General features: G+C 43.6%; 14 protein-coding genes. 10 read left to right on the plus strand and 4 right to left on the minus strand.

Annotation, left to right across the window (positions count from 1 at the left end; genetic code table 11):
• The 6 genes from AC1RNB_RS17670 (at nucleotide 1) to AC1RNB_RS17695 (ending at nucleotide 12310) form a co-directional block, all read left to right on the plus strand.
• Entirely contained in the window at nucleotides 1-2454 is a 2454-nt protein-coding gene (locus AC1RNB_RS17670; RefSeq protein ID WP_493084998.1) for an FtsX-like permease family protein, read from the plus strand.
• 31 nt (nucleotides 2455-2485) lie between these two features.
• Nucleotides 2486-4921, plus strand: coding sequence for an ABC transporter permease (locus AC1RNB_RS17675; RefSeq protein WP_493084999.1), 2436 nt, complete (start codon nucleotides 2486-2488; stop codon nucleotides 4919-4921).
• Between the two features lie 131 nt (nucleotides 4922-5052).
• Nucleotides 5053-7476, plus strand: a complete 2424-nt coding sequence (locus AC1RNB_RS17680) for an ABC transporter permease (protein ID WP_493085022.1) — start codon at nucleotides 5053-5055, stop codon at nucleotides 7474-7476.
• Nucleotides 7477-7568: 92 nt separating this feature from the next.
• On the plus strand, nucleotides 7569-9959 hold the full coding sequence (locus AC1RNB_RS17685) for an ABC transporter permease (protein ID WP_493085001.1): 2391 nt from the start codon (nucleotides 7569-7571) through the stop codon (nucleotides 9957-9959).
• Nucleotides 9960-10183: 224 nt separating this feature from the next.
• The gene (locus AC1RNB_RS17690) at nucleotides 10184-10849 is read left to right on the plus strand and encodes an ABC transporter ATP-binding protein (protein ID WP_493085003.1); all 666 of its coding nucleotides are present in this window, start codon (nucleotides 10184-10186) and stop codon (nucleotides 10847-10849) included.
• Nucleotides 10850-10867: 18 nt separating this feature from the next.
• A complete protein-coding gene (locus AC1RNB_RS17695) occupies nucleotides 10868-12310 on the plus strand; it encodes a TolC family protein (protein WP_493085005.1) in 1443 nt (480 codons plus the stop codon).
• Nucleotides 12311-12405: 95 nt separating this feature from the next.
• Here AC1RNB_RS17695 and AC1RNB_RS17700 read toward each other — a convergent pair whose 3' ends face one another.
• The gene (locus AC1RNB_RS17700; RefSeq protein WP_493085006.1) at nucleotides 12406-12864 is read right to left on the minus strand and encodes a DinB family protein; all 459 of its coding nucleotides are present in this window, start codon (nucleotides 12862-12864) and stop codon (nucleotides 12406-12408) included.
• 56 nt (nucleotides 12865-12920) lie between these two features.
• Between AC1RNB_RS17700 and AC1RNB_RS17705 the strand changes: the two genes are divergently transcribed.
• Both AC1RNB_RS17705 and AC1RNB_RS17710 read left to right on the plus strand, forming a co-directional pair.
• Nucleotides 12921-13370, plus strand: coding sequence for an acyl-CoA thioesterase (locus AC1RNB_RS17705; protein WP_493085008.1), 450 nt, complete (start codon nucleotides 12921-12923; stop codon nucleotides 13368-13370).
• Nucleotides 13367-13891 carry a GNAT family N-acetyltransferase gene (locus tag AC1RNB_RS17710; RefSeq protein WP_493085010.1) on the plus strand — a complete coding sequence of 175 codons (525 nt, stop codon included), beginning with the start codon at nucleotides 13367-13369 and terminating at the stop codon, nucleotides 13889-13891. Before AC1RNB_RS17705 ends, AC1RNB_RS17710 begins: the two co-directional genes overlap by 4 nt.
• A 243-nt stretch (nucleotides 13892-14134) precedes the next feature.
• Here AC1RNB_RS17710 and AC1RNB_RS17715 read toward each other — a convergent pair whose 3' ends face one another.
• Both AC1RNB_RS17715 and AC1RNB_RS17720 read right to left on the minus strand, forming a co-directional pair.
• Nucleotides 14135-14341 (minus strand): hypothetical protein, encoded by a 207-nt coding sequence (locus tag AC1RNB_RS17715; protein WP_493085012.1) that lies wholly within the window; start codon nucleotides 14339-14341, stop codon nucleotides 14135-14137.
• A 204-nt stretch (nucleotides 14342-14545) separates the two neighbouring features.
• Nucleotides 14546-15574, minus strand: a complete 1029-nt coding sequence (locus AC1RNB_RS17720) for a fatty acid desaturase (RefSeq protein ID WP_493085014.1) — start codon at nucleotides 15572-15574, stop codon at nucleotides 14546-14548.
• A gap of 158 nt (nucleotides 15575-15732) precedes the next feature.
• Here AC1RNB_RS17720 and AC1RNB_RS17725 point away from each other — a divergent pair, with 158 nt between their 5' ends.
• Nucleotides 15733-15927 carry a hypothetical protein gene (locus AC1RNB_RS17725; RefSeq protein ID WP_493085016.1) on the plus strand — a complete coding sequence of 65 codons (195 nt, stop codon included), beginning with the start codon at nucleotides 15733-15735 and terminating at the stop codon, nucleotides 15925-15927.
• A 790-nt stretch (nucleotides 15928-16717) separates the two neighbouring features.
• Here AC1RNB_RS17725 and AC1RNB_RS17730 read toward each other — a convergent pair.
• The gene (locus AC1RNB_RS17730; protein WP_493085018.1) at nucleotides 16718-17149 is read right to left on the minus strand and encodes a hypothetical protein; all 432 of its coding nucleotides are present in this window, start codon (nucleotides 17147-17149) and stop codon (nucleotides 16718-16720) included.
• A gap of 193 nt (nucleotides 17150-17342) precedes the next feature.
• Here AC1RNB_RS17730 and AC1RNB_RS17735 point away from each other — a divergent pair, with 193 nt between their 5' ends.
• Nucleotides 17343-20120, plus strand: a complete 2778-nt coding sequence (locus tag AC1RNB_RS17735) for a S9 family peptidase (protein ID WP_493085020.1) — start codon at nucleotides 17343-17345, stop codon at nucleotides 20118-20120.
• The last annotated feature ends 135 nt before the right edge of the window (nucleotides 20121-20255 follow it).

Raw genomic sequence — 20255 nt, forward strand, 5'->3', positions numbered from 1 at the left:
ATGCTCACTAATTATTTTAAAACAGCCATCAGGAACCTGAGACATAACAAGGCGTTTTCCTTTATCAATATATTAGGACTGTCTATCGGTATCAGTGCCGCGTTGGTGATATTCCTGATTGTGCAGTATGATTTCAGTTTTGACCGGTTTCACACCCACCGTGATCGCATTTACCGGGTTACTTCTCTTTTCACTTTTTCAGGCGAAACCTATAAAAATCCAGGCGTAGCTTTTCCGCTGGGTAATACAATAGGAAAAGAAGTAACCGGACTCGACATCATTGCACCTATCAAAACGTGGAACGAAAACCAGAAAGTCACCATCCCCTCCCAGAATGGCAGTTCCGAGATCAAACTCAAAAAACAACCCGTTCCTGTTTTTGCAGATGAAAATTATTTTAAGCTGGTTCCTTATGAATGGGTAGCCGGTACAGCTGCTGTTTCCCTGCAGGAACCTTATCAGGTAGTATTGACAGAAAAAACTGCGGGCCGTTATTTTCCAAAATTAACAGCCAGTGAAATCCTCGGCAAGGAAATTGTATTCGACGATACAGTAAGAACTACCGTAACAGGCATTGTGAAAGATCTCCAAACAAATACAGATCTTGGTTATAACACTTTTGTTTCAAGGATCACTCTTGAAAAAACAAGTTTACAACCCCGCGACTGGAAAGCATGGGGTAATACAACAGATGCATCGCAGCTATTGGTGCAGTTATCACCGGGAACCAGTGCGGCGAAAGTAGAAAGAATGGCTAATGCGTTATTAGCCAAATACAATAAAAAAGAAAAAGACGACCCCAGTACCCAGGCGTTCAAATTACAGCCTCTTGCTGATCTTCATTTTAATGCAGACCTCGGAAACTATAGTGAGCGAACTGCACATAAACCTACCTTATACGGTCTTTTAGCAGTGGCCGCTTTTTTACTGGTGCTGGGCTGTATCAATTTTATCAATCTCACAACAGCACAAGCTTCCCATCGTGCAAAAGAAATCGGGATCCGGAAAACCATGGGGGGCTCGCGAAAACAATTACTGCTGCAGTTTATGAGCGAGACATTTGTGATTACTTTACTCGCCACTGTTTTATCAATTGTATTAACGCCGTTTTTATTAAAGATCTTCAGTGATTTTATTCCACCTCAGCTTCATTTTGATCTGTTTGGTCAACCATTGATGATGGGTTTTCTGGCATTCCTGATCATATGTGTTACTTTTTTATCCGGCTTCTACCCTGCTATGGTTCTTTCTTCTTTCAAACCCGTGAATGTATTAAAGAACCAAAACGTATTTAATACCGGAAAAAGCCGCAAGAACTGGATCAGGAAAAGCCTTACCGTATCGCAGTTCACCATTGCACAGTTCTTCATTCTGGCCACATTGGTGGTAAGCAGCCAGATTCATTTTACACTGAACAAGGACCTCGGGTTTACCAAAGAGGCACTCATTTTTTTCCGTACGAACTACCGCGACACTTCGCGTGCCAAAAAACTGATCCTTGCAAAAGAATTAAAATCGATACCGGAAGTAGCCGCCGTGGGACTCTCTACCGGTACACCCGCTTCGCCCGATGCATGGAGTAGTACAATCGCTTACCACAACGGCAAAAAAGATATTACCACAGATGTGGAGATGAAATTCGGAGACACCGGATACCTCCGCCAGTTTGGAATGAAATTACTGGCCGGGAAAAACTATTCGGCTTCTGATACGGCCCGCGAATTCCTTATTAACCAAACCTATGCAAAAACCTTAGGATTCAGCCAGGCTGCAGATGCGGTGGGCGTATACCTTACCTGGGATAATAAAAAAATGCTGGTGACGGGTGTACTGGCAGACTTTCACCAGAAATCACTTCACCAGAAAATAAAACCATTGGCATTGGGAAGTTGGGATCTCATCAACAATGTGTTTACCGTAACCCTGCCGCCTAAAAACGCGGATGGCAGTAACTGGAAAACAGCGATTGCCAAAATAGAAAAAGCCTGGAAACAGATGTATCCTGAGGAAGATTTCGACTACCATTTTCTGGATGAATCTATCGCTCAGAGCTATCGTGCAGAGCAACATATTGCCAGTTTGCTGAAATGGGCAACCGGTCTGGCCGTACTCATCAGTTGCCTGGGTTTACTGGGATTGGTGATGTTTACCACTAACCAGCGCACGAAAGAGATTGGTGTAAGAAAAGTGTTAGGCGCTTCCGTTACCCAGATCGTTACCATCCTGAGCAAGGACTTTTTATGGCTGGTAATGGTAGCTTTTGTGATAGCCACACCGGTTGCCTGGTATGCGTTGAATCAATGGTTACAGAATTTTGCTTACAGAACGCCTATCAATCTCTGGTTATTTCTGCTGGCGGGTATGGCGATGTTTCTCGTGGCATTACTCACTATCAGTTTGCAAACTTTCAAAGCAGCATCCGCAAATCCTGCCAACAGTTTACGAACAGAATAAATACAGCTATCTCACAAACTAAAGAATACATATGATACAGAACTATTTTAAAATGGCCTGGCGAAACCTGATGAAACACAAGTTCATCTCGTTCATCAATCTCTTTGGCTTAACCATGGGACTGGTCTGTTGCCTGCTGATTTCACTGTATATCATTCACGAAACAAGTTACGACACCTATCATAGTAAAGCCAACCGCATATATCGTGTTACCCGCAGTTTTAATAATCCGGATGGTGCCGTAACGCTGAAACTGGGTACGGTAGCGCCGCCGTTCGGGCCATTGCTGAAAAACGATTTCCCGGATATCCAGAAAGTAACCCGTTTGTTACCCAATGGTAAAACCCCGGTGAAATATGAGGATAAATTGTTCAGCGAAAGCCAGTTATTTTTTGCCGATGAAAACCTGTTCGACGTATTTGATGTGAATGTTGTGAAAGGCAACCCCGGCAAAGCCCTGACAGATCCCTTTACTGTGATGCTTTCAGAAAAGATCGCAGAAAAATATTTTGGCAAGGAAGAGCCGATGAATAAAATGATCCGCTTCAATAACCAGTTTAACCTGAAAGTGTCGGGTATTTTTAAGTCATTCCCCTCCAACTCACATATCCATCCAGAGATCATGGTATCATTTAATACCCTGAAAGATTCAGCTGTATATGGTGAGCGACAACTGCAAACCAATTATGGCAATAATTCCTTTTTCACCTATTTCCTGGTTCCGGAGAACTATCCTGTCAAAAATATCGAAGCGCAGTTCCCGGCTTTTATTGATAAACATGTATTTTTTCCCGGCGCTCCCTCTACCACACAATTCTCCAAACTTACCAAACTGGAGATCCAGAAACTGACAGATATCCATTTGTACTCACATACGGATTATGAAGCAGAAGAGAATGGAGATATTAACCGGGTATATGTATTCTCCATTATTGCACTTATCATACTGCTGATAGCCTGTATCAATTATATGAACCTGTCAACAGCCCGTTCCACACTACGGGCCAAAGAGATCGGGATCCGGAAAGTATCCGGTGCCGGCAAAGGAGAACTGGTAGCGCAATTCCTGAGTGAATCTGTGCTGATTGCCTGGATTGCTATGACACTGGCCATTTTCATAGCCTGGCTGATTTTACCCGCTCTGAATAAAATGGCCGGTGTTGAATTGGCCGCCGCCATGTTATTGAACTGGAAATTCCTGTTATCTTTACTATTGGTTCCTTTTATAGTAGGTATTGTATCCGGTCTCTATCCCGCCCTGTTCATGTCATCCTTCCAGCCTGTTAAAACATTGAAGGGCTTGTTCAAAGCCGGGGGCAGATCTATCTCTTTCCGCAAGGCACTGGTGGTAACACAATTCGGCATTTCCATTATACTGATCATCACTACCGCCATCATTTTTCAGCAACTCCGTTTCATGCAGCAGGCCAAGCTGGGATATTCCAAAGAACAGGTGGCTGTGCTACCCTATTATTTCACCAGCAACAGTCAGTTCGAAACATTCCGAAACGATCTGCTCACCAAATCCTATATCCGGAGCATGGGTCGCTCTTCGCGTATCCCCACGGGCAGGTTATTGGATTCGCAGAACGCTTCAGCCGAATCGGGCGATTCGCTTCAATCAGTGAACGTTGAGCTCAAATACCTCGCTGTTGATCATGACTTTATTCCTTCGTACAATATCAGTCTGGCCGCAGGCAGAAATTTTTCAACCGGGGTTTCAACAGACACCGCTAATTTTCTGCTGAACGAAGCAACCGTAAAAGCACTGGGCTGGCCCTCAGCAGAAAAAGCAGTAGGCCGTAATTTTTCTTATGGAAATGTATCTGGTAAAGTAATCGGCGTAGTAAAAGATTTTCATTTCGAATCGCTGCGACAGAAAATTGCCCCGATGGTTATGTCTTTACCCAAACCCGAACAGGCTAATTTCTTTAATGCCCTTTCCATCAAAATCGCCGGTACCAATACAACCGAATCTCTGGCTGAAATTGAAAAGAAATGGAAAACTTATTTGCCGGGAATCCCGTTTGAATTTTCCTTTCTGGATGATAACTACAATAAGTTATACCTCTCTGAACAAAGACAGAGCAGTTTGTTCACTCTGTTTGCAGGCATAGCCATTCTGATTGCCTGCCTTGGTTTACTTGGTTTGTCTTCCTTCGCCATCACACAAAGGATTAAAGAGATTGGCGTACGAAAAGTGCTGGGGGCAGGTACGGGCAGCATTGTGTTGTTATTATCGAAAGATTTCCTTATCCTGGTATTGGTTGCCGCATTGATCGCCTTCCCTGTTGCCTGGTACGGTGTAAACCGCTGGTTAACGGATTTCGCTTACCGCATCCCCATCAGTTGGTGGATTTTTGCCGCAGCTGGTATCATGGCAGCTTTAATTGCCTTGCTAACAGTAAGTGTATTAGCAATCAGAGCAGCCAATGCCAACCCGGTAAAAAGTTTACGAACAGAATGATGTAGTGAATGGTGAATGGGCAATGGGGAATATATCCTCCACTGCCCATTCACTATTCACTATTGACTATTGACAATTCACAATACACCACCATGATCCGTAATTATTTCAAAATTGCCTGGAGAACATTGATGAAGAATAAGGTTTTTTCTTTCATCAATATTTTTGGACTGTCTATTGGTCTAACCTGCTGTATGTTAATTGCATTATATCTCCATAATGAAATGACGTATGACCAGGATCAGCCCGAAGCCGATCAGATATACCAGATTGGTACTGTATTTGAAAAAAAAGGAGCAGAAATCAGCAGAACACCCAATACCCCGCACCCCCTGGCGGAAGGATTGCACCGGGAATTTCCTGAGATTGCAGATGCCACACATTTACTCGGAATGTTTGCCGATGACAAGACGCTTCTGCAATACCAACCGGCTAACGGGCAGGCAATACGCTCTTTTTATGAAACCAGGGGTTATCTGACAACGCCATCCTTCTTCCGCCTATTCCATTACCAGTTCATAGAAGGTAACCCGGAATCTGCGCTTACCGGCACCAATAGAATTATCCTGAATGAAGAGATCGCCAAAAAAATTTTCGGTAATGAACCAGCCATTAACAAAGTCATCCATATCAATAGTAACACCAACGGTGAACATGATTTTACGGTAGGCGGTGTTTACAGAACTTCCCTAAAACCTTCGCATATTGATGCCCGGTTCTTTCTGAGCATAGCGGGTGGAGATATGGAACAATACATTAAACAGCGACCAAATGATTATGCCACCAATAACATGTTTTTCAGTTATATAAAACTGAAATCCGGAACCGATTATAAAAAACTGGAAGCCAAACTGCCTGCTTTTATTGAGAAATACGCTTCCAAAGACCTGAAAGCAATGGGCTTCTGGAAAAAACAGTTTCTGATTCCGTTAAAAGAAATCCATCTGGCAGCAGGTGTTACAGAGAATGTAACCCCATCGGGCAACCGGACATTTTTATATATCCTGGCATCCATCGCCATTTTCACTTTGTTGATTGCCTGCATTAATTTCATGAACCTGTCTACTGCAAAATCTTCGCAAAGACTCAAAGAAGTAGGGATCAGGAAAGTATTAGGTGCTAACAGGTTATCGCTGGTCAGACAGTTCCTATCAGAATCGGTACTGATGTCCGTCATGGCATTTTTGATCAGTTGTATGATACTCCTGATCCTCTTACCCTACTTTAACCAATTGGCAGGAAGACATATTCAGTTCTCGCTCAGTGAAAATTTACTGATGGCAACAGGTTTTCTGGTACTGGCATTGGGTACAGGTATCATTGCAGGCAGTTATCCTGCATTTTATCTCTCCTCTTTCCTGCCGGTAAAATCCCTGAAAGGAAAATTGACCAATACCACCACTTCGATTAACCTTCGCAAAACATTGGTGGTTTTTCAGTTTGTCATTTCCGTGGTGTTGATTATTTCGTCTGTCATCATTGTGTCGCAGATGAACTATCTCCATACAAAAGATCTGGGTTTTGTCAAAGACCAGCAATTGGTCATTCCGTTACGCAGTACAACGGCAAAAAACATCAGTGCTTCCCTGAAAGATGCATTACAGAAAAATCCACAGGTAAGCAGCGCAGGGGCTTCTATGTATTACCCCGGTATCATGAACCCATCCGATAACATGATGTACCGGGAAGGACAAACGATGAACGAGGGAAAAAGGGTCAGGATAAACTATGTGGATTTTGATTTCCTGAAAACACTCGGAGTACAACTGGTGGCAGGCCGACTTTTCGACAACGCGTATCCGGCAGATACCAGCTACCGGATGGTAGTGAATGAAAGCACTGTAAAAGAAATCGGCTTTGCATCGCCCCAGAAAGCAGTGGGCAGCCATATCAATTTTGACTGGCAGGGTAAAAATTATAAGTATGAAATACTGGGGGTTGTCAAAGATTTTCATTTTGAAGACCTTCATAAATTAATCACCCCTTTGGCTTTCGAGGTAACAGCCACTTCTGCCAGCCTGAATTACCTGGTGGTACATACCCGAACTGATAATATGGGTAAACTAACCAAAAATATGGAACAGGAATGGCGAAAACTGAATCCTTCGGAGCCTTTTGAATTCAGTTTTTTAGACGAAGATTTTCAACGCAATTATGATGCAGAAACCAGGCTCACCTATATGGTGCAGTGCCTCACGCTGATAGCCATTTTTATATCCTGTCTGGGGCTGTTTGGCCTCGCCACATTCAGTGCCGAACAGCGCAGGAAAGAAATTGGTATCAGAAAAGTTCTGGGGGCTACGGCTTCCCAGTTGGTAATCCTGATTTCCAGAGATTTTATCAAACTGGTATTGATCGCCATTATACTGGCTTCACCATTGGCCTGGTGGTTCATGAATAAATGGTTGGCTGATTTTGCTTACCGAACATCCATTTCATGGACCGTGTTTGTTATCTCAGCTTTTTTTGCCTGTCTGATCGCATTTCTCACCATCTGTACCCAGGCAATCAAAGCCGCATTATCGAACCCAGTTAACAATTTACGAACAGAATGATTTTGTAAATGGTGAATGGGCAATGGGGAATATATCCTCCACTGCCCATTCACTACTCACCATTGACCATTCATCATTCACAATTCACTACCATGATCCGAAACTACTTCAAAACCGCTTTCAGAAGTTTTCAGAAGAACCGCTTCTTTACTGCCATTAATCTGGCAGGATTAACCATTGGATTTACCTGCTGTATTCTGATGGGATTATATATCCAGAATGAGCTCAGCTATGACCGTTTTCAGCAGAAAGGCAACCGTATAGCCAGAGTGATCATGGCATACAGTTTTGGCGAAAAAGTGAATAAGGGTAATTATACCAGTACCAAAGTAGCGCCGGTATTCAAACGCAATTTCCCGGAAGTAGAAACGGCAATCCGCATGTACCAGGCCACACGGATTGTGAAACACGAGGACAAAGTGTTTAACGAAAAGAAGTTCATGTATGCAGATTCCACTTTTTTCGATATGTTTTCCTTCCGTTTACTACAGGGGAACAAAGCAACTGTGCTGGAAGGCCCGAACAAAATATTATTGACAGAAACGGCGGCCCGTAAATATTTCGGGAATACGAACCCGGTAGGTAAAACCCTATATATTGCTGCATCGCAAACGCCTTACCTGATCACCGGCATTATGCAGGATTGCCCGGAAAACTCACAGATCAAATTCGATTTCCTGGCTTCTTTTTCCTCCATGGGAAACATACAGGAAAAAACCTACTGGAATGCAAACTATACTACCTATCTGCTGCTGAAGAATGAACAGAGTTTTGCATCCCTGCAACGCAAGATCCCGGGATTTATGAAAAAGGAAATGGCCGATCAGCCCAATACCTATGTTTCATTTGAACTGGAACCATTTAATGGGGTTCATCTTTATTCGCCTTATCCCGGTTTTGAACCCAATAACAGTATCACGTATATTTATATCATTTGTGCGGTAGCATTACTGATCTTATTTATCGCCTGCTTTACCTATATCAACCTCGGCACCGCCAGTTCTATTGAAAGAGCCAAAGAAGTAGGCGTAAGAAAAGTGCTGGGTGCAGATAAATCGCAGATCTTCTGGCAGCATATCGGAGAATCTCTATTACTTTGTTTTCTGTCGCTCATCATCAGTCTTTTGCTGGTGTTGCTGGCCCTTCCCTGGTTTAATGGCCTCGCCGATAAAAATATACACCTTACCGCTTTATTCACACCGCTGAACCTTGCCTTTCTCGGATCCATCTGGCTCCTTATCAGTTTTGCCGGAGGAAGTTATCCTGCCTTGGTTTTATCCGGTTTTCAACCCATCAAAGTATTAAAAGGATTATTCCGTAACAGCAGTTCGGGATTACTGGTGCGCAAGTCGCTGATTGTATTCCAGTTTATGATCTCTGTATTCCTGATCGTAGCCACGGTGGTAATACAGCAACAAATGCAGTATATACGCAATAAAAATCTCGGGTATCAGCGGGAGCATGTGCTATTATTACCGCTGGACCAGAAAATGCTGGAGAACTATCCCACTATCAAAACGGAACTGAAGAAAAATGCAGGTATTCTGTCTGTAGCAAGGGCCGTTAGCGATCCTACGCATATAGAGGGTGGATATAATATGCGGAGTGATGAAATGCCGCCAGACGGACAACTCTCTGTAACAGCAACACCCATTGATGATGGGTATGTAAACACCAACGGGCTGCAACTGGTAGCCGGCACCAATATTACAGAACAGGATCTGCAGAATGCCGATGAATTGAAACATCCCGAAGATCTGGTAATGCAGTTCATACTCAACGAAGCGGCCGCAAAAGAACTTGGCTGGACCGCCAAAACAGCCATCGGCAAAAAAATGTTTCTCGGAAATGATAGGCCCGGTTATGTAAAAGGGGTTGTCAAAGATTTTCATTTCCAATCCTTACACAATAGCATACAACCATTGGTGTTATTCCCTTCTTCCTGGAGCAGCCAGATGATGGTGAAACTGGATGGCAATCATCTTTCGCAAACCATTGCCGCTATTGGTGAACAATGGAAAAAAATGGTACCGCACAGGCCTTTTGAATACAGGTTTATGGATGATGCTTTTAACCAGCTATACGAGAGTGAGAACAGATTAGCTAAAGTATTGTCTGTATTTGCTGGTATCGCCATCGTACTGGCCTGCCTGGGTCTGTTTGGCCTTTCTTCTTTCAGCGCCCAGCAAAGAATCAAAGAAATCGGGATCCGCAAAGTATTGGGGGCATCACTGCTACAGATCATAACCATCTTATCGAAGGAATTTATCCTGCTATCGCTGATCGCGTTTATCCTTGCTTTCCCCATAGGCTGGTGGGCAGTGAACCTATGGCTTCAGGATTTTTCTTACCGTATTACGATTCATTGGAGTTTATTTGCGCTAACAGGTATCGCCACCATATTACTGGCCCTCGTAACCGTGGCGTTCAGGGCAGTAAAAGCGGCATTGGCCAACCCCGTAAAGAGCTTAAGAACTGAATGAGGATAGTGAATAGTGAATGGTGAATCCCCCCCCCATCCATTCACCATTCACCATTCACCATTGACAATTGACCAATCAATCCGGGAAACAGGGTGTACGCACACAGACAGAAACTGTCCGTTTTCGTACACTTTTAAATACCTTTAACCTGTCAAACCCTTACTGGCAAAGGGTTTACAAAGATGGCACAGGCTTTGAGAATCACCAGCAGTAAACCCAGCAATATGATCCAGTTAGAAAAGATCTACAAATGGCATAACAACGGTAATAACCGGGTATTTATCCTGAAGGATATTAACCTGACTATTGGGGAAGGCGCTTTTATTTCAGTGATGGGCCCTTCCGGTTCCGGTAAATCCACCCTGCTCAATATCATTGGTATGCTGGATGAACCCTCTGAAGGCAGTTACCGCTTTCTGGGACAGGACGTATATACCATCAAAGAAAAACAGCGCTCGGAACTATACAAACAAAATATCGGTTTCGTATTCCAGGCCTATCACCTGATTGATGAATTAACCGTTTACGAGAACATTGAAACCCCCTTGCTGTATCAGAACATCAAAACAGCAGAAAGGCAGGCCATGGTAGCGGATATACTCGACCGATTCAATATCGTAGGTAAAAAAGACCTGTTTCCGGTTCAGTTATCCGGCGGACAACAGCAATTGGTGGGCATTGCCCGCGCCCTGATTGCCAAACCTAAATTATTGCTGGCTGATGAACCTACCGGTAACCTCAATTCCAAACAGGGAGAAGAGATCATGGAACTGTTTAAAAAGATCAATGAAGAAGATGGTGTAACCATTATACAGGTAACTCATTCAGAAAAAAATGCCGCTTATGGCAAACAGATCATTAACCTGCTGGATGGCAGGATCGAAAAATAATTAAAGCGAACCGAGAACATGAAAAAAAAGAATATCACCGGCCTCCTGTTGAGTGCCATCCTGCTTACGGCAACCCTACGTGCTCAAACATCCGGCAATGCCGGCGGCGTACTGACCCTGCAGCAATGTGTAGAAACGGCCATCGGGAATAACCTACTTGTTCGCCAGTCTGAATACCAGGCACAATCAGATAAAGTAAACTACAAACAGGCCAAAGGCAGCCAGTTGCCTTTTATATCGGGCAATGTAAGTCATGGTATTAACCAGGGCCGTAGTATCGATCCCTTTACCAATACCTATGCTAACCAGCAGATCAATTTCGCCAACTATTCCATTAATACCAGCATCACACTCTGGAATGGTTCTTCTTTACAGAACTCCATCAAACAAAACGAACTCACAGCTAAAGCCAGTGAAATGGACTGGCAGCAGACAAAAGACAATATCACCATTAATGTGATACTGGCTTATCTGCAGGTACTGAGTGCGCAGGAACAACTGAACGTGGCCAAAAACCAGGTAGAAGTAACCAAAACACAGGTAGCCAGACTGGAAACCCTGTATGCCAGCGGTGCCATTGCACCTGCTATGTTATATGATCTGAAAGGACAACTTTCGGGCGATCAGTTAACCGTGATCAACGTAAGAAATACACTGGAAACCGCGAGGATTAATCTGGCCCAGTTGATGAATGTACCCTACAATGCTACTATACAACTCGAAAACCTGGGCGCTTCCACTAATCCTGTTTTGTATGATGGTACTGCCGATAATATCTATCAAACCGCAGAGCAGCAACTCGCTTTTATCAAAGCCGCCGAATACCGTAAACAAAGCGCACAGAAAAGATATCTCGCCGCCAAAGCGCAATTACTGCCAACCCTTAGTTTTAATGGCGGTTTCGGCACCAACTATTCGAGTGTGGCAACGCGACAGGAACTACTCAGCACCGCAGATGTTGCCACCAGTCAGTATGTAAACCTGAGTGGTAGTAAACTGCCGGTATTTGCCCCACAAAGTAATTACCAGAGCCATAAGATTACTTATGGCGACCAATGGACCAATAACCTGAACTCCTCGCTCAGTATTGGTCTGCAGATCCCGATCCTGAACGGGTTACGCGCCCGCAGTAATGTAAGCCAGGCAAAAATTGCTGAAAAACGCACCAGCTTTGAAGCACAATCTGTAAAAACACAACTGCGTCAGGCCGTAGACCAGGCTTATGTAAACATGAATGCCGCTTTTGAACGGTACCTGGCCCTGAAAAATCAGGTGGAAGATTTCACCGTTTCTTTTAAAGCGGCAGAAGTAAGATTTATCAATGGGGTAAATACTTCGGTAGAATATATGATTGCCAAAAACAATGTAGACAGAAGTAATGCCAATTTTGTAGCCGCCAAATATGATTACCTGTTACGCGTAAAAGTGCTCGACTTTTATCAGGGAAAAGCTTTGTGGTAACATTTTTCTCATGTACTACGTGCAACGTATGTATCCGGCCCTGTATTCTTACAGGGCTTTTTGCTGTTGATACAAACAGAGTGAATAACGGCCTGTTATAACAGGTCCTTTTTTAATACCACCATCTGTCCCATATGATACGCATCATGCTGTAAACAGCCCAGTAACAACTGGTAATAGGTTTGCCCTTTAATGGGCGATGCCGTATCCAGCAGACTTTCATCAAAAGCTGTAATTAACTCACTCAGTTGCCTGTATACTTCCTCAAAATGTAATAGAGTGGTTTGCCAGGAAGCTTCGGTCAGTTCATTAGGCAGGTACATATCGGGCATCGGCGGTTCGGCATGTCTGCCCTGTAAACGGATCATTACGGTTTTTCGCCAGTAGATCAGATGATTCACCAGTTGCCAGATGCAGTTTCCTTTCTCATGTAACCGAATAGCGGCTTTTTCTGCCGTTACATCCTTCAGTACCTGTTGCATATTCAGTCCCACCCAGCAATCGCCCTGCTGCAGGTCGGCAAATAGTTGGCCAATCTTTTGTATTTCCCGCATAATTTTGTTTTGAGATGTAAACATAGCAGAAATTAAAAAACATCTTAAAAACTTACATGAGTGGATATAGCAAACCCGTAGAGATCCGCTGGAGCGATATGGATCCCAACTTTCATCTCCGCCATTCAGCTTATTACGATTTCGGGGCCTATTTACGGGTATCGTTTATGAATGAGCACGGACTTACGCCCTTTGTGATGCAGGATCAACATATTGGCCCCATCCTTTTCAGGGAGGAATGTGTGTTTAAAAGAGAAATCCACTTCAGCGATACGGTAACCATCAATGTACAGCTGATGAAAAGCACCCATGATATGAGCCGCTGGACCATGGTACACGAAATCTGGAAGAACGGTAACACCCTAAGCGCCGTCATCACCATCGACGGCGCCTGGCTAAATACGGTAACCCGTAAACTGGCCGTTCCCCCGGAATCATTCAGAAATGTATTTGAAGATTTGCCCAGGGCCCCACATTTCACCTGGATCGAAAAAACAAACCTATGACCATCCGCCAGATAGACACATCCCATGCTGCTGAATTGTCTGCACTGGCCAAAGCCATTTATGTAGAACATTACCTGCATTTATGGTATCCCGGCGGTGCAGAATGGTATATGAACGAACAGGCTTACCCGGCAGAAAAACTGCAGGCAGAATTAGCTGACCCCAACAACCTGCATTATATCGTTTACGATGAACAGCAAGCACCACAAGGATATCTCAAACTACGGATAAAAGCTACTCTCAGCGGGCAGGAAGAAAAAGATTGTCTCGAAATAGAAAGAATTTACCTGCACAAAGCGGCTACCGGTAAAGGAGCAGGCAGGCAACTCATGGAATGGAGTGAGACGGTAGCTATACAACACCATAAAGACATCATCTTTCTGAAAGCCATGGACACCAGCCAGGACGCCATCGGTTTTTACCAGCGCATGGGTTACAGGGTTTGCGGTAAACTGGTGCTGCCTTTTACACAGATGAAAGAAGTTTACCGGGGCATGGTAATCATGCAGAAAACACTGTAGCAAATACGAATTCCCACCAATGAAGAAGCCCCTCTGCAGGGGCTTCCGGATTATTTACCCGGCACCGATTGCTATGCCACCGAGTTGGTAACCTTTAACTGGACTAAAAGTACAATCAGGCTGTATTCGGCAGGTCCATATTCGGGCTTACCCGGAATTTAATCGGTGAGCAGTATACGTTTATCTGTAAAAACAAAATCCCCCGGCTGGCGGAGGATTTTAATTAGCTATCCATCGGTTTACTTATACAAACCAACGGCTGGAAACACGTGTACTTCTTACACCACGACGGATATTCCAGAGATCAACAACACCAAAACGGGTATGGTTGATTTTTTTTCTTGTTACAGGTACGATGCCTGTTGCTACGGTTTCTTTTACTTCTGTTACCAGTTGCTTTAATTCATTTGCTTCGATCTGGACAATAGAAGGCATTACATTACTCTTCATAATATTTCTACTTTTTAATATTAATGTTTACACTGAGCGGAAACGGGGGAATACCAATTCAATCATTAGAAGAATGTCTCAGAACCTATCACCCTTGAGACTCTTTTGTAATATGTGCTCAGTTTCAGGGTGCAAATGTACAGCTTTCCAGTTTAATAGAAAAATTAATCTGTAAATAGTATGTTAATGTATCTGGAAAAAGGATTATTTGACGGTCGTCAGGTCAATATCCGGGCGCGACTCGTCTGCCAGCATAACCTTACCCCTGTTGGTTCTTACGATGCGCGAGAAGAGAGAGATTTCCTTATCGAAGAGAAAGCGGAAAAAAAGTTTTGTCCAGGAAGTATGATAACTCAAAGTATCATAAAAAGCAGGTGCCTTCTTCCGGATCTGCGGTAAGCGGTTCCAGGGAACGGAGGGGAAATCGTGGTGTTCATTGTGATAACCTACATTAAAAGCAACGGTATTCAACACACCATAATAACTATAGGTTTCCTGTTCTCCTTTGGTGAGATAATGTTCCTGTATCCACCTCGCTCCCAGCGGATGTAATCCCACGGAAAAGAAAAAACTGAAGATCAGAAATAACACCGCCTTCACACCAAACAACCAGCCAATGAGACTGATGAATACAATTTGCACCAGCCAGTTGAGTGCTACCCATTTGTTAAACGGTTGGATCTCGCGCAGGCGCGGAAAACGGAATAGCTGGAAAAAAGGATAGAATAATAACCAGATCACTTTGCCGATAAAAAAGTTATCGATCAGTCTTGCCTCCCAGTAATTGGGCAAATCACCATCCAATTCATGCACACCCTGGAATGAATGATGTTTGATATGATAGGTTTCGAAAGAAACCGAACTGGGAAAAATCAGGGGAATATTGGCCATAATACCTGCCAGGCGGTTAGCGGCCTGGTTTTTAAAGATCAGGCGATGCGCACATTCATGGATCATCACAAATAAAGCATGGTCTGCAAAAGCGCCCAGCAGGTAAGCAGCACCTATTACGATCCACCAGGATTGATCTGCCACCAGCCAGCTTCCGAGCAATTGGAAAGCTACCAACCCCACAATGGCCAGAAAAGTGTACGGGTTCTTCCCGATCAGGTTACGCATGTCCGGTACTTCTTTGAGGATAAGTTTGGTTCGGATACGATGTGGCTCACAACCGGTAACATGTATAAAGTCTTTTTTCTCCTGCATAGCAGACAAGATAGGATTAAAAGCCATAAAATGGGGACAAACCAACCTGAAAGTATTGTTGTACAGTGAATTATGTAATTTTTGGGCCGATTATTCAACATAATCCCTGTTTATGTCTGTAAAGGATATAACTAATAGAGGCCGGTATATAAGGGAACCCGCTCCGTCTTCGGTAATTATGCAGTATGGAAAAAAGAATACTGGGGATCATTTTATCCCTGCTGGGAATCATCGGACTGATTTACGCTGGTGTCAGTTTTATGAATGGAGATAGTGGTACAAGGAATATCAAAAGCATCGTTATTTTTGGACTACTGGGTGCCATCTTCTTTGTGGCAGGTATTGGTTTGATCAAAAGCACTAAAGACAAGGAAACCTAGTACTCTTATTTCTGAATAGTTATTAACGTGTTTTGCTATTAAAAAGTCACCCAATGGTCGGGATTTCTTGTCGCTCGCGGCCGCTGGGCCCCGTCCCTGTTATCCCGCCGATGGCGGGACTGCATTGGCCTCTGATCAGACCTGCTTCGCATGATCTGATCTGTCTTCGCTTCGCTTGACACCGACCCCAATGAGGCCCGTCCACAGGGACTGATTAGTATTTTTTCATCGAATACCCTGTGAGGACGGTTTTTATTCTACTACTCAAATAGCATAAGACGTTAGTTATTACATATTATCTGCTTACTAATCAAATAATAATAATTTTTTCGCCCAATACCCTATTATTAGTATGCACTTCATTTTAGGTTCGTAATAGCAGCAAAGCCATACAATTAGTAGGAAAATAATTGTAATAATAGTATCCTTAATTAAGGAGTATCAAACGAACCCTTTCACTTGATCAGCATCTCCGCTGATTTCTACACCCGTTTTGTCTCTTTTATACCTCATAAGAGAACACTTTTTCTTTCTCATTTTATATCGTTTTGCCATTAAAAAGTGAATCATATTGATCCTTATCAATTGGAAATATAAAATGGGATAAAGTGTCCGGTTTAGAGGTAAAGTGCTATCCATAAATAGCCATTTCGGCCTGATAAAAAGCACCATAGATAAGGAAACCTAGCTTAAACAATTGGAAGGGCAGTTTTATTATTGTCTGAATAAGATTCACCCATAAAAAAGTGCGGCCCGCGAGCCGCACTTTTTAGTAAAGAACCAATACCGTTTATGCAGTTGCTTTTTTGCCCACACCATTCATCAACCCAACTGCCGCACCGGTAATCGCAAACATCACCCCTCCGCAAACAATATCCACCAGCGTACCCTGCAGGTTCATGATATTGGCAGTACCCAACATGGTGAGGTCGAAACCGGCCGTGATCAATACCCCCAGCACAAATCCGGCACCGGCACCTGCCGCAAGGCTACTGATACCTGTCCATTTGTTATAGATATAAGATAGCGTAAAGCCATTAAAAATAGAACCCGCTATCAAAGCCCACCAAACCATTTCTTCCATCGGCTTCATAACGCCGGTAGCTGTACCTGCATTCTTGCTAAAGAAATCGGCCATGGCCATTCCGTAAACAAGGTAACCAGCAAAAAAACAGACAACGCCTCCAACAATACCAGAGACCAGGAATTTTTGTGTGTTCATAGCAATCGTTTTAAAGGGTAAAAAAGATTAAACAAAATAAGGTGCAGATTAGTCATTTGCAATAGCACAGCTATAATGTGCACAACTAAGAGAAATAAAAACAAATATTTGATAGTCAGTCATTTATATTTTTATAGTTCGGGCAGTTTAGAAAACCCTATGTTTTGTATATCTTGTTTCAAACTAAACGCTTATGTTCCCCAAACTCCTTTGGCTACTGCTGTTAATGGGCTGTCTGGCAGGCAGTACCCAGGCGCAACAAAAAAAGACACTAACCACAGACGACTACGCTAAATGGCAAAGTATTGGTGCCAACGACCTCTCTCCCAATGGAGAATGGGTGGCTTACCAATTACTGGTGCAGGAAGACAATGACACCCTGCATGTCATCAACCGCAATAATGGGAAGTCCTACAAATTAGCTTTTGCCGGCACACCCGAATTCTCCAAAGACAATAAATGGCTGGCTTACCGGATCGGTCTGCCTTTCAAAGAAGCGGAAAAACTCCGCGACCAGTCAAAACCCATCGAATACAAAATGGGCCTGTTGAACCTGGAAACGGGTAATAAGGAAACCGTACAAAATATTTCCCGCTTTGGTTTTTCGCGCAACGGAAAGTTCCTGGCTGTTTACCTCGCTCCTCCCAAAGAAAATAAAGACAAAGGCAGTGTATTACTGCTGAAGAACCTCTCTGATAATACCACGCGCACCATTGGCAATGTAACAGACTATGCATTTAATAAGAAAAGTGATTTCCTGGCCTATATTATTGAATCGGCCAATATTGCCGGCAACTCAGTAGAATTGTTTAATCTCAATCACTACACGATAAAAGTGGTAGCCAGTGATACTTCCCGTTTCTCCAAACTCAGCTGGCAGAAAGAAGGGGATGGCCTCAGTTTCTTCAAGACCTTCAAAAAAGACACTCACGAAGAAGAAAATGCCATGGTGTATAGTTACACAGACATTTATAAAACTGCTTCTTTACAGCTCTTTGACCCAACCACTGCGGCGGGTTTCCCCGGTAACATGCGGATCTACAATGGGTCGGCACTCAGGATCAGTGATGATATGCGTTCGGTTTTCTTTGGACTAAAAACCTGGACCCTTAAACCCAAAAAAGAAGACAAAAAGAATACCGACAGCAGCAAATCCAAAACAGATACGGCCAAAACTATGCTGGCCAAAAAACCAGGCACTGACGAGAAATTACCGGCAGTAGATATCTGGCATTGGAAGGATCCGGAGATCCAGCCAAGACAGAAAGTAACGTTTACACAAGATAAAGAAGCCAGTTATCTATCAGTGTGGAATCTCGGCAGCAACCAATTCCATCAGCTGGCCAGGGAAAATACACCCGATGCCTTACTCACGGGCAACCAGCAATTTGCCATTACTTCTACCGACAAAAAATACAAACCTGCTTTTAGAGAAGACTACGCAGATTTTTATCTGGTAAACACGCAAAGCGGTGAGGAAAAATTATTGTTCGAAAGATCGCTGGATGGTTTTTACACCGGGCCCCGCTCCTCGCCCGATGGTAAATACCTGTATTATTTCCGCGATAAACATTGGTGGGTATATGAGATTGCCACGAGCAGGAATATTAATATCACACAAAACATAAAAGCAGATTTTCAGGATCTGCGCGATGACCATCCTGCTACCAGGCCACCGGTAGGTGTTGGCGGATGGATCAAAGGGGACAAAGAAATTCTGTTGTATGACGAGTATAACGTATGGGCCGTAAAACCCGATGGCAGCGGTGGAAGAAAACTGACGCAGGGCGAGAAAGATGAGATCATGTTCCGCGTATACCGCGTAGATTTTGAAGAAACTTACCTCGACGACAGCAAAGCCCTGTACTTCTCTGCCTACGGCGATAAGAGCAAAAAATATGGTTACTATAAATATGAGAATGGCAACACAGAAAAACTGATCTTTGAAGACCTTTCTATCAGTCGCCTCACAAAAGCCAAAGACGCCAATAGTTTCCTGTATGTAAAACAGGATTATCATTTATCACCTGAATTATATGCCGGCGATAGTTTCACCAATGATAAAAAGATCACCGGCACCAATCCGCAGCAGGATAACTATTACTGGGGTAAAAGCCGTTTGATCAGTTATACCAATACTAAGGGTAAAAAAATGCAGGGTGCATTGTTCTATCCTGCCAACTACGAGCCAGGCAAACAATATCCGATGATTGTATATATTTATGAACTGCTCTCGAACACCGTACATAGTTACACCAACCCATCGGCCAGAAGTGCGTATAATACCACCAACTTTACCACCAATGGTTATTTTGTATTCAGACCCGATATTGTGTACGAAACCAATGAACCCGGCATGAGTGCGGTAAACTGCGTGGTACCTGCGGTAAAAGAAGTGTTGAAAACAGGCATGATTGATAAAGAGAAAGTGGGTTTGATGGGCCATAGCTGGGGTGCCTACCAAACGGCTTACCTGATTACACAGACCGATGTGTTTAAAGCAGCCTGTGCAGGAGCACCTTTAACAGATATGATCAGTATGTCGCTATCCATTTACTGGAACAGCGGAACACCCGACCAGAAAATATTTGAAACCAGCCAGGGAAGATTTGATGGTCCCTGGTACGAGCGTACGGATGCGCATATCCGCAACTCGCCCATGTTCAATGCCAGCAAGATCAAAGCGCCTTTACTGGTAGCCTTTGGCGATAAGGATGGTGCGGTTGACTGGCACCAGGGCATTGAAATGTACGGAACCATGCGCCGCATGGAGAAACCCCATGTAATGCTGGTATATGCGGATGAAAACCACGGCCTCGCCAAAAAAGAAAACCAGATCGACTACCAGAAGCGCCAGCGCGAATGGTTTGATCATTACCTGCTGGGCAAACCCGCAGATAAATGGATCACCAATGGTGTTACTTATCTGGAAAAGATGAAAGAAAGAGAAAAACCATCCGATCCCAAATAAGAAAATTCCACCTAAAAAACCTGCTACCATCTGGAGCAGGTTTTTTAATTTTAAACAATGTCCCGTCCTGAAATAGCGATACACAAAAACAGTCGTTATGTCACAAAGTGCATCAAATCAGTACGTTAAACGTAC

Source organism: Sediminibacterium sp. GW821-FHT12F12 (genome assembly GCF_058806635.1).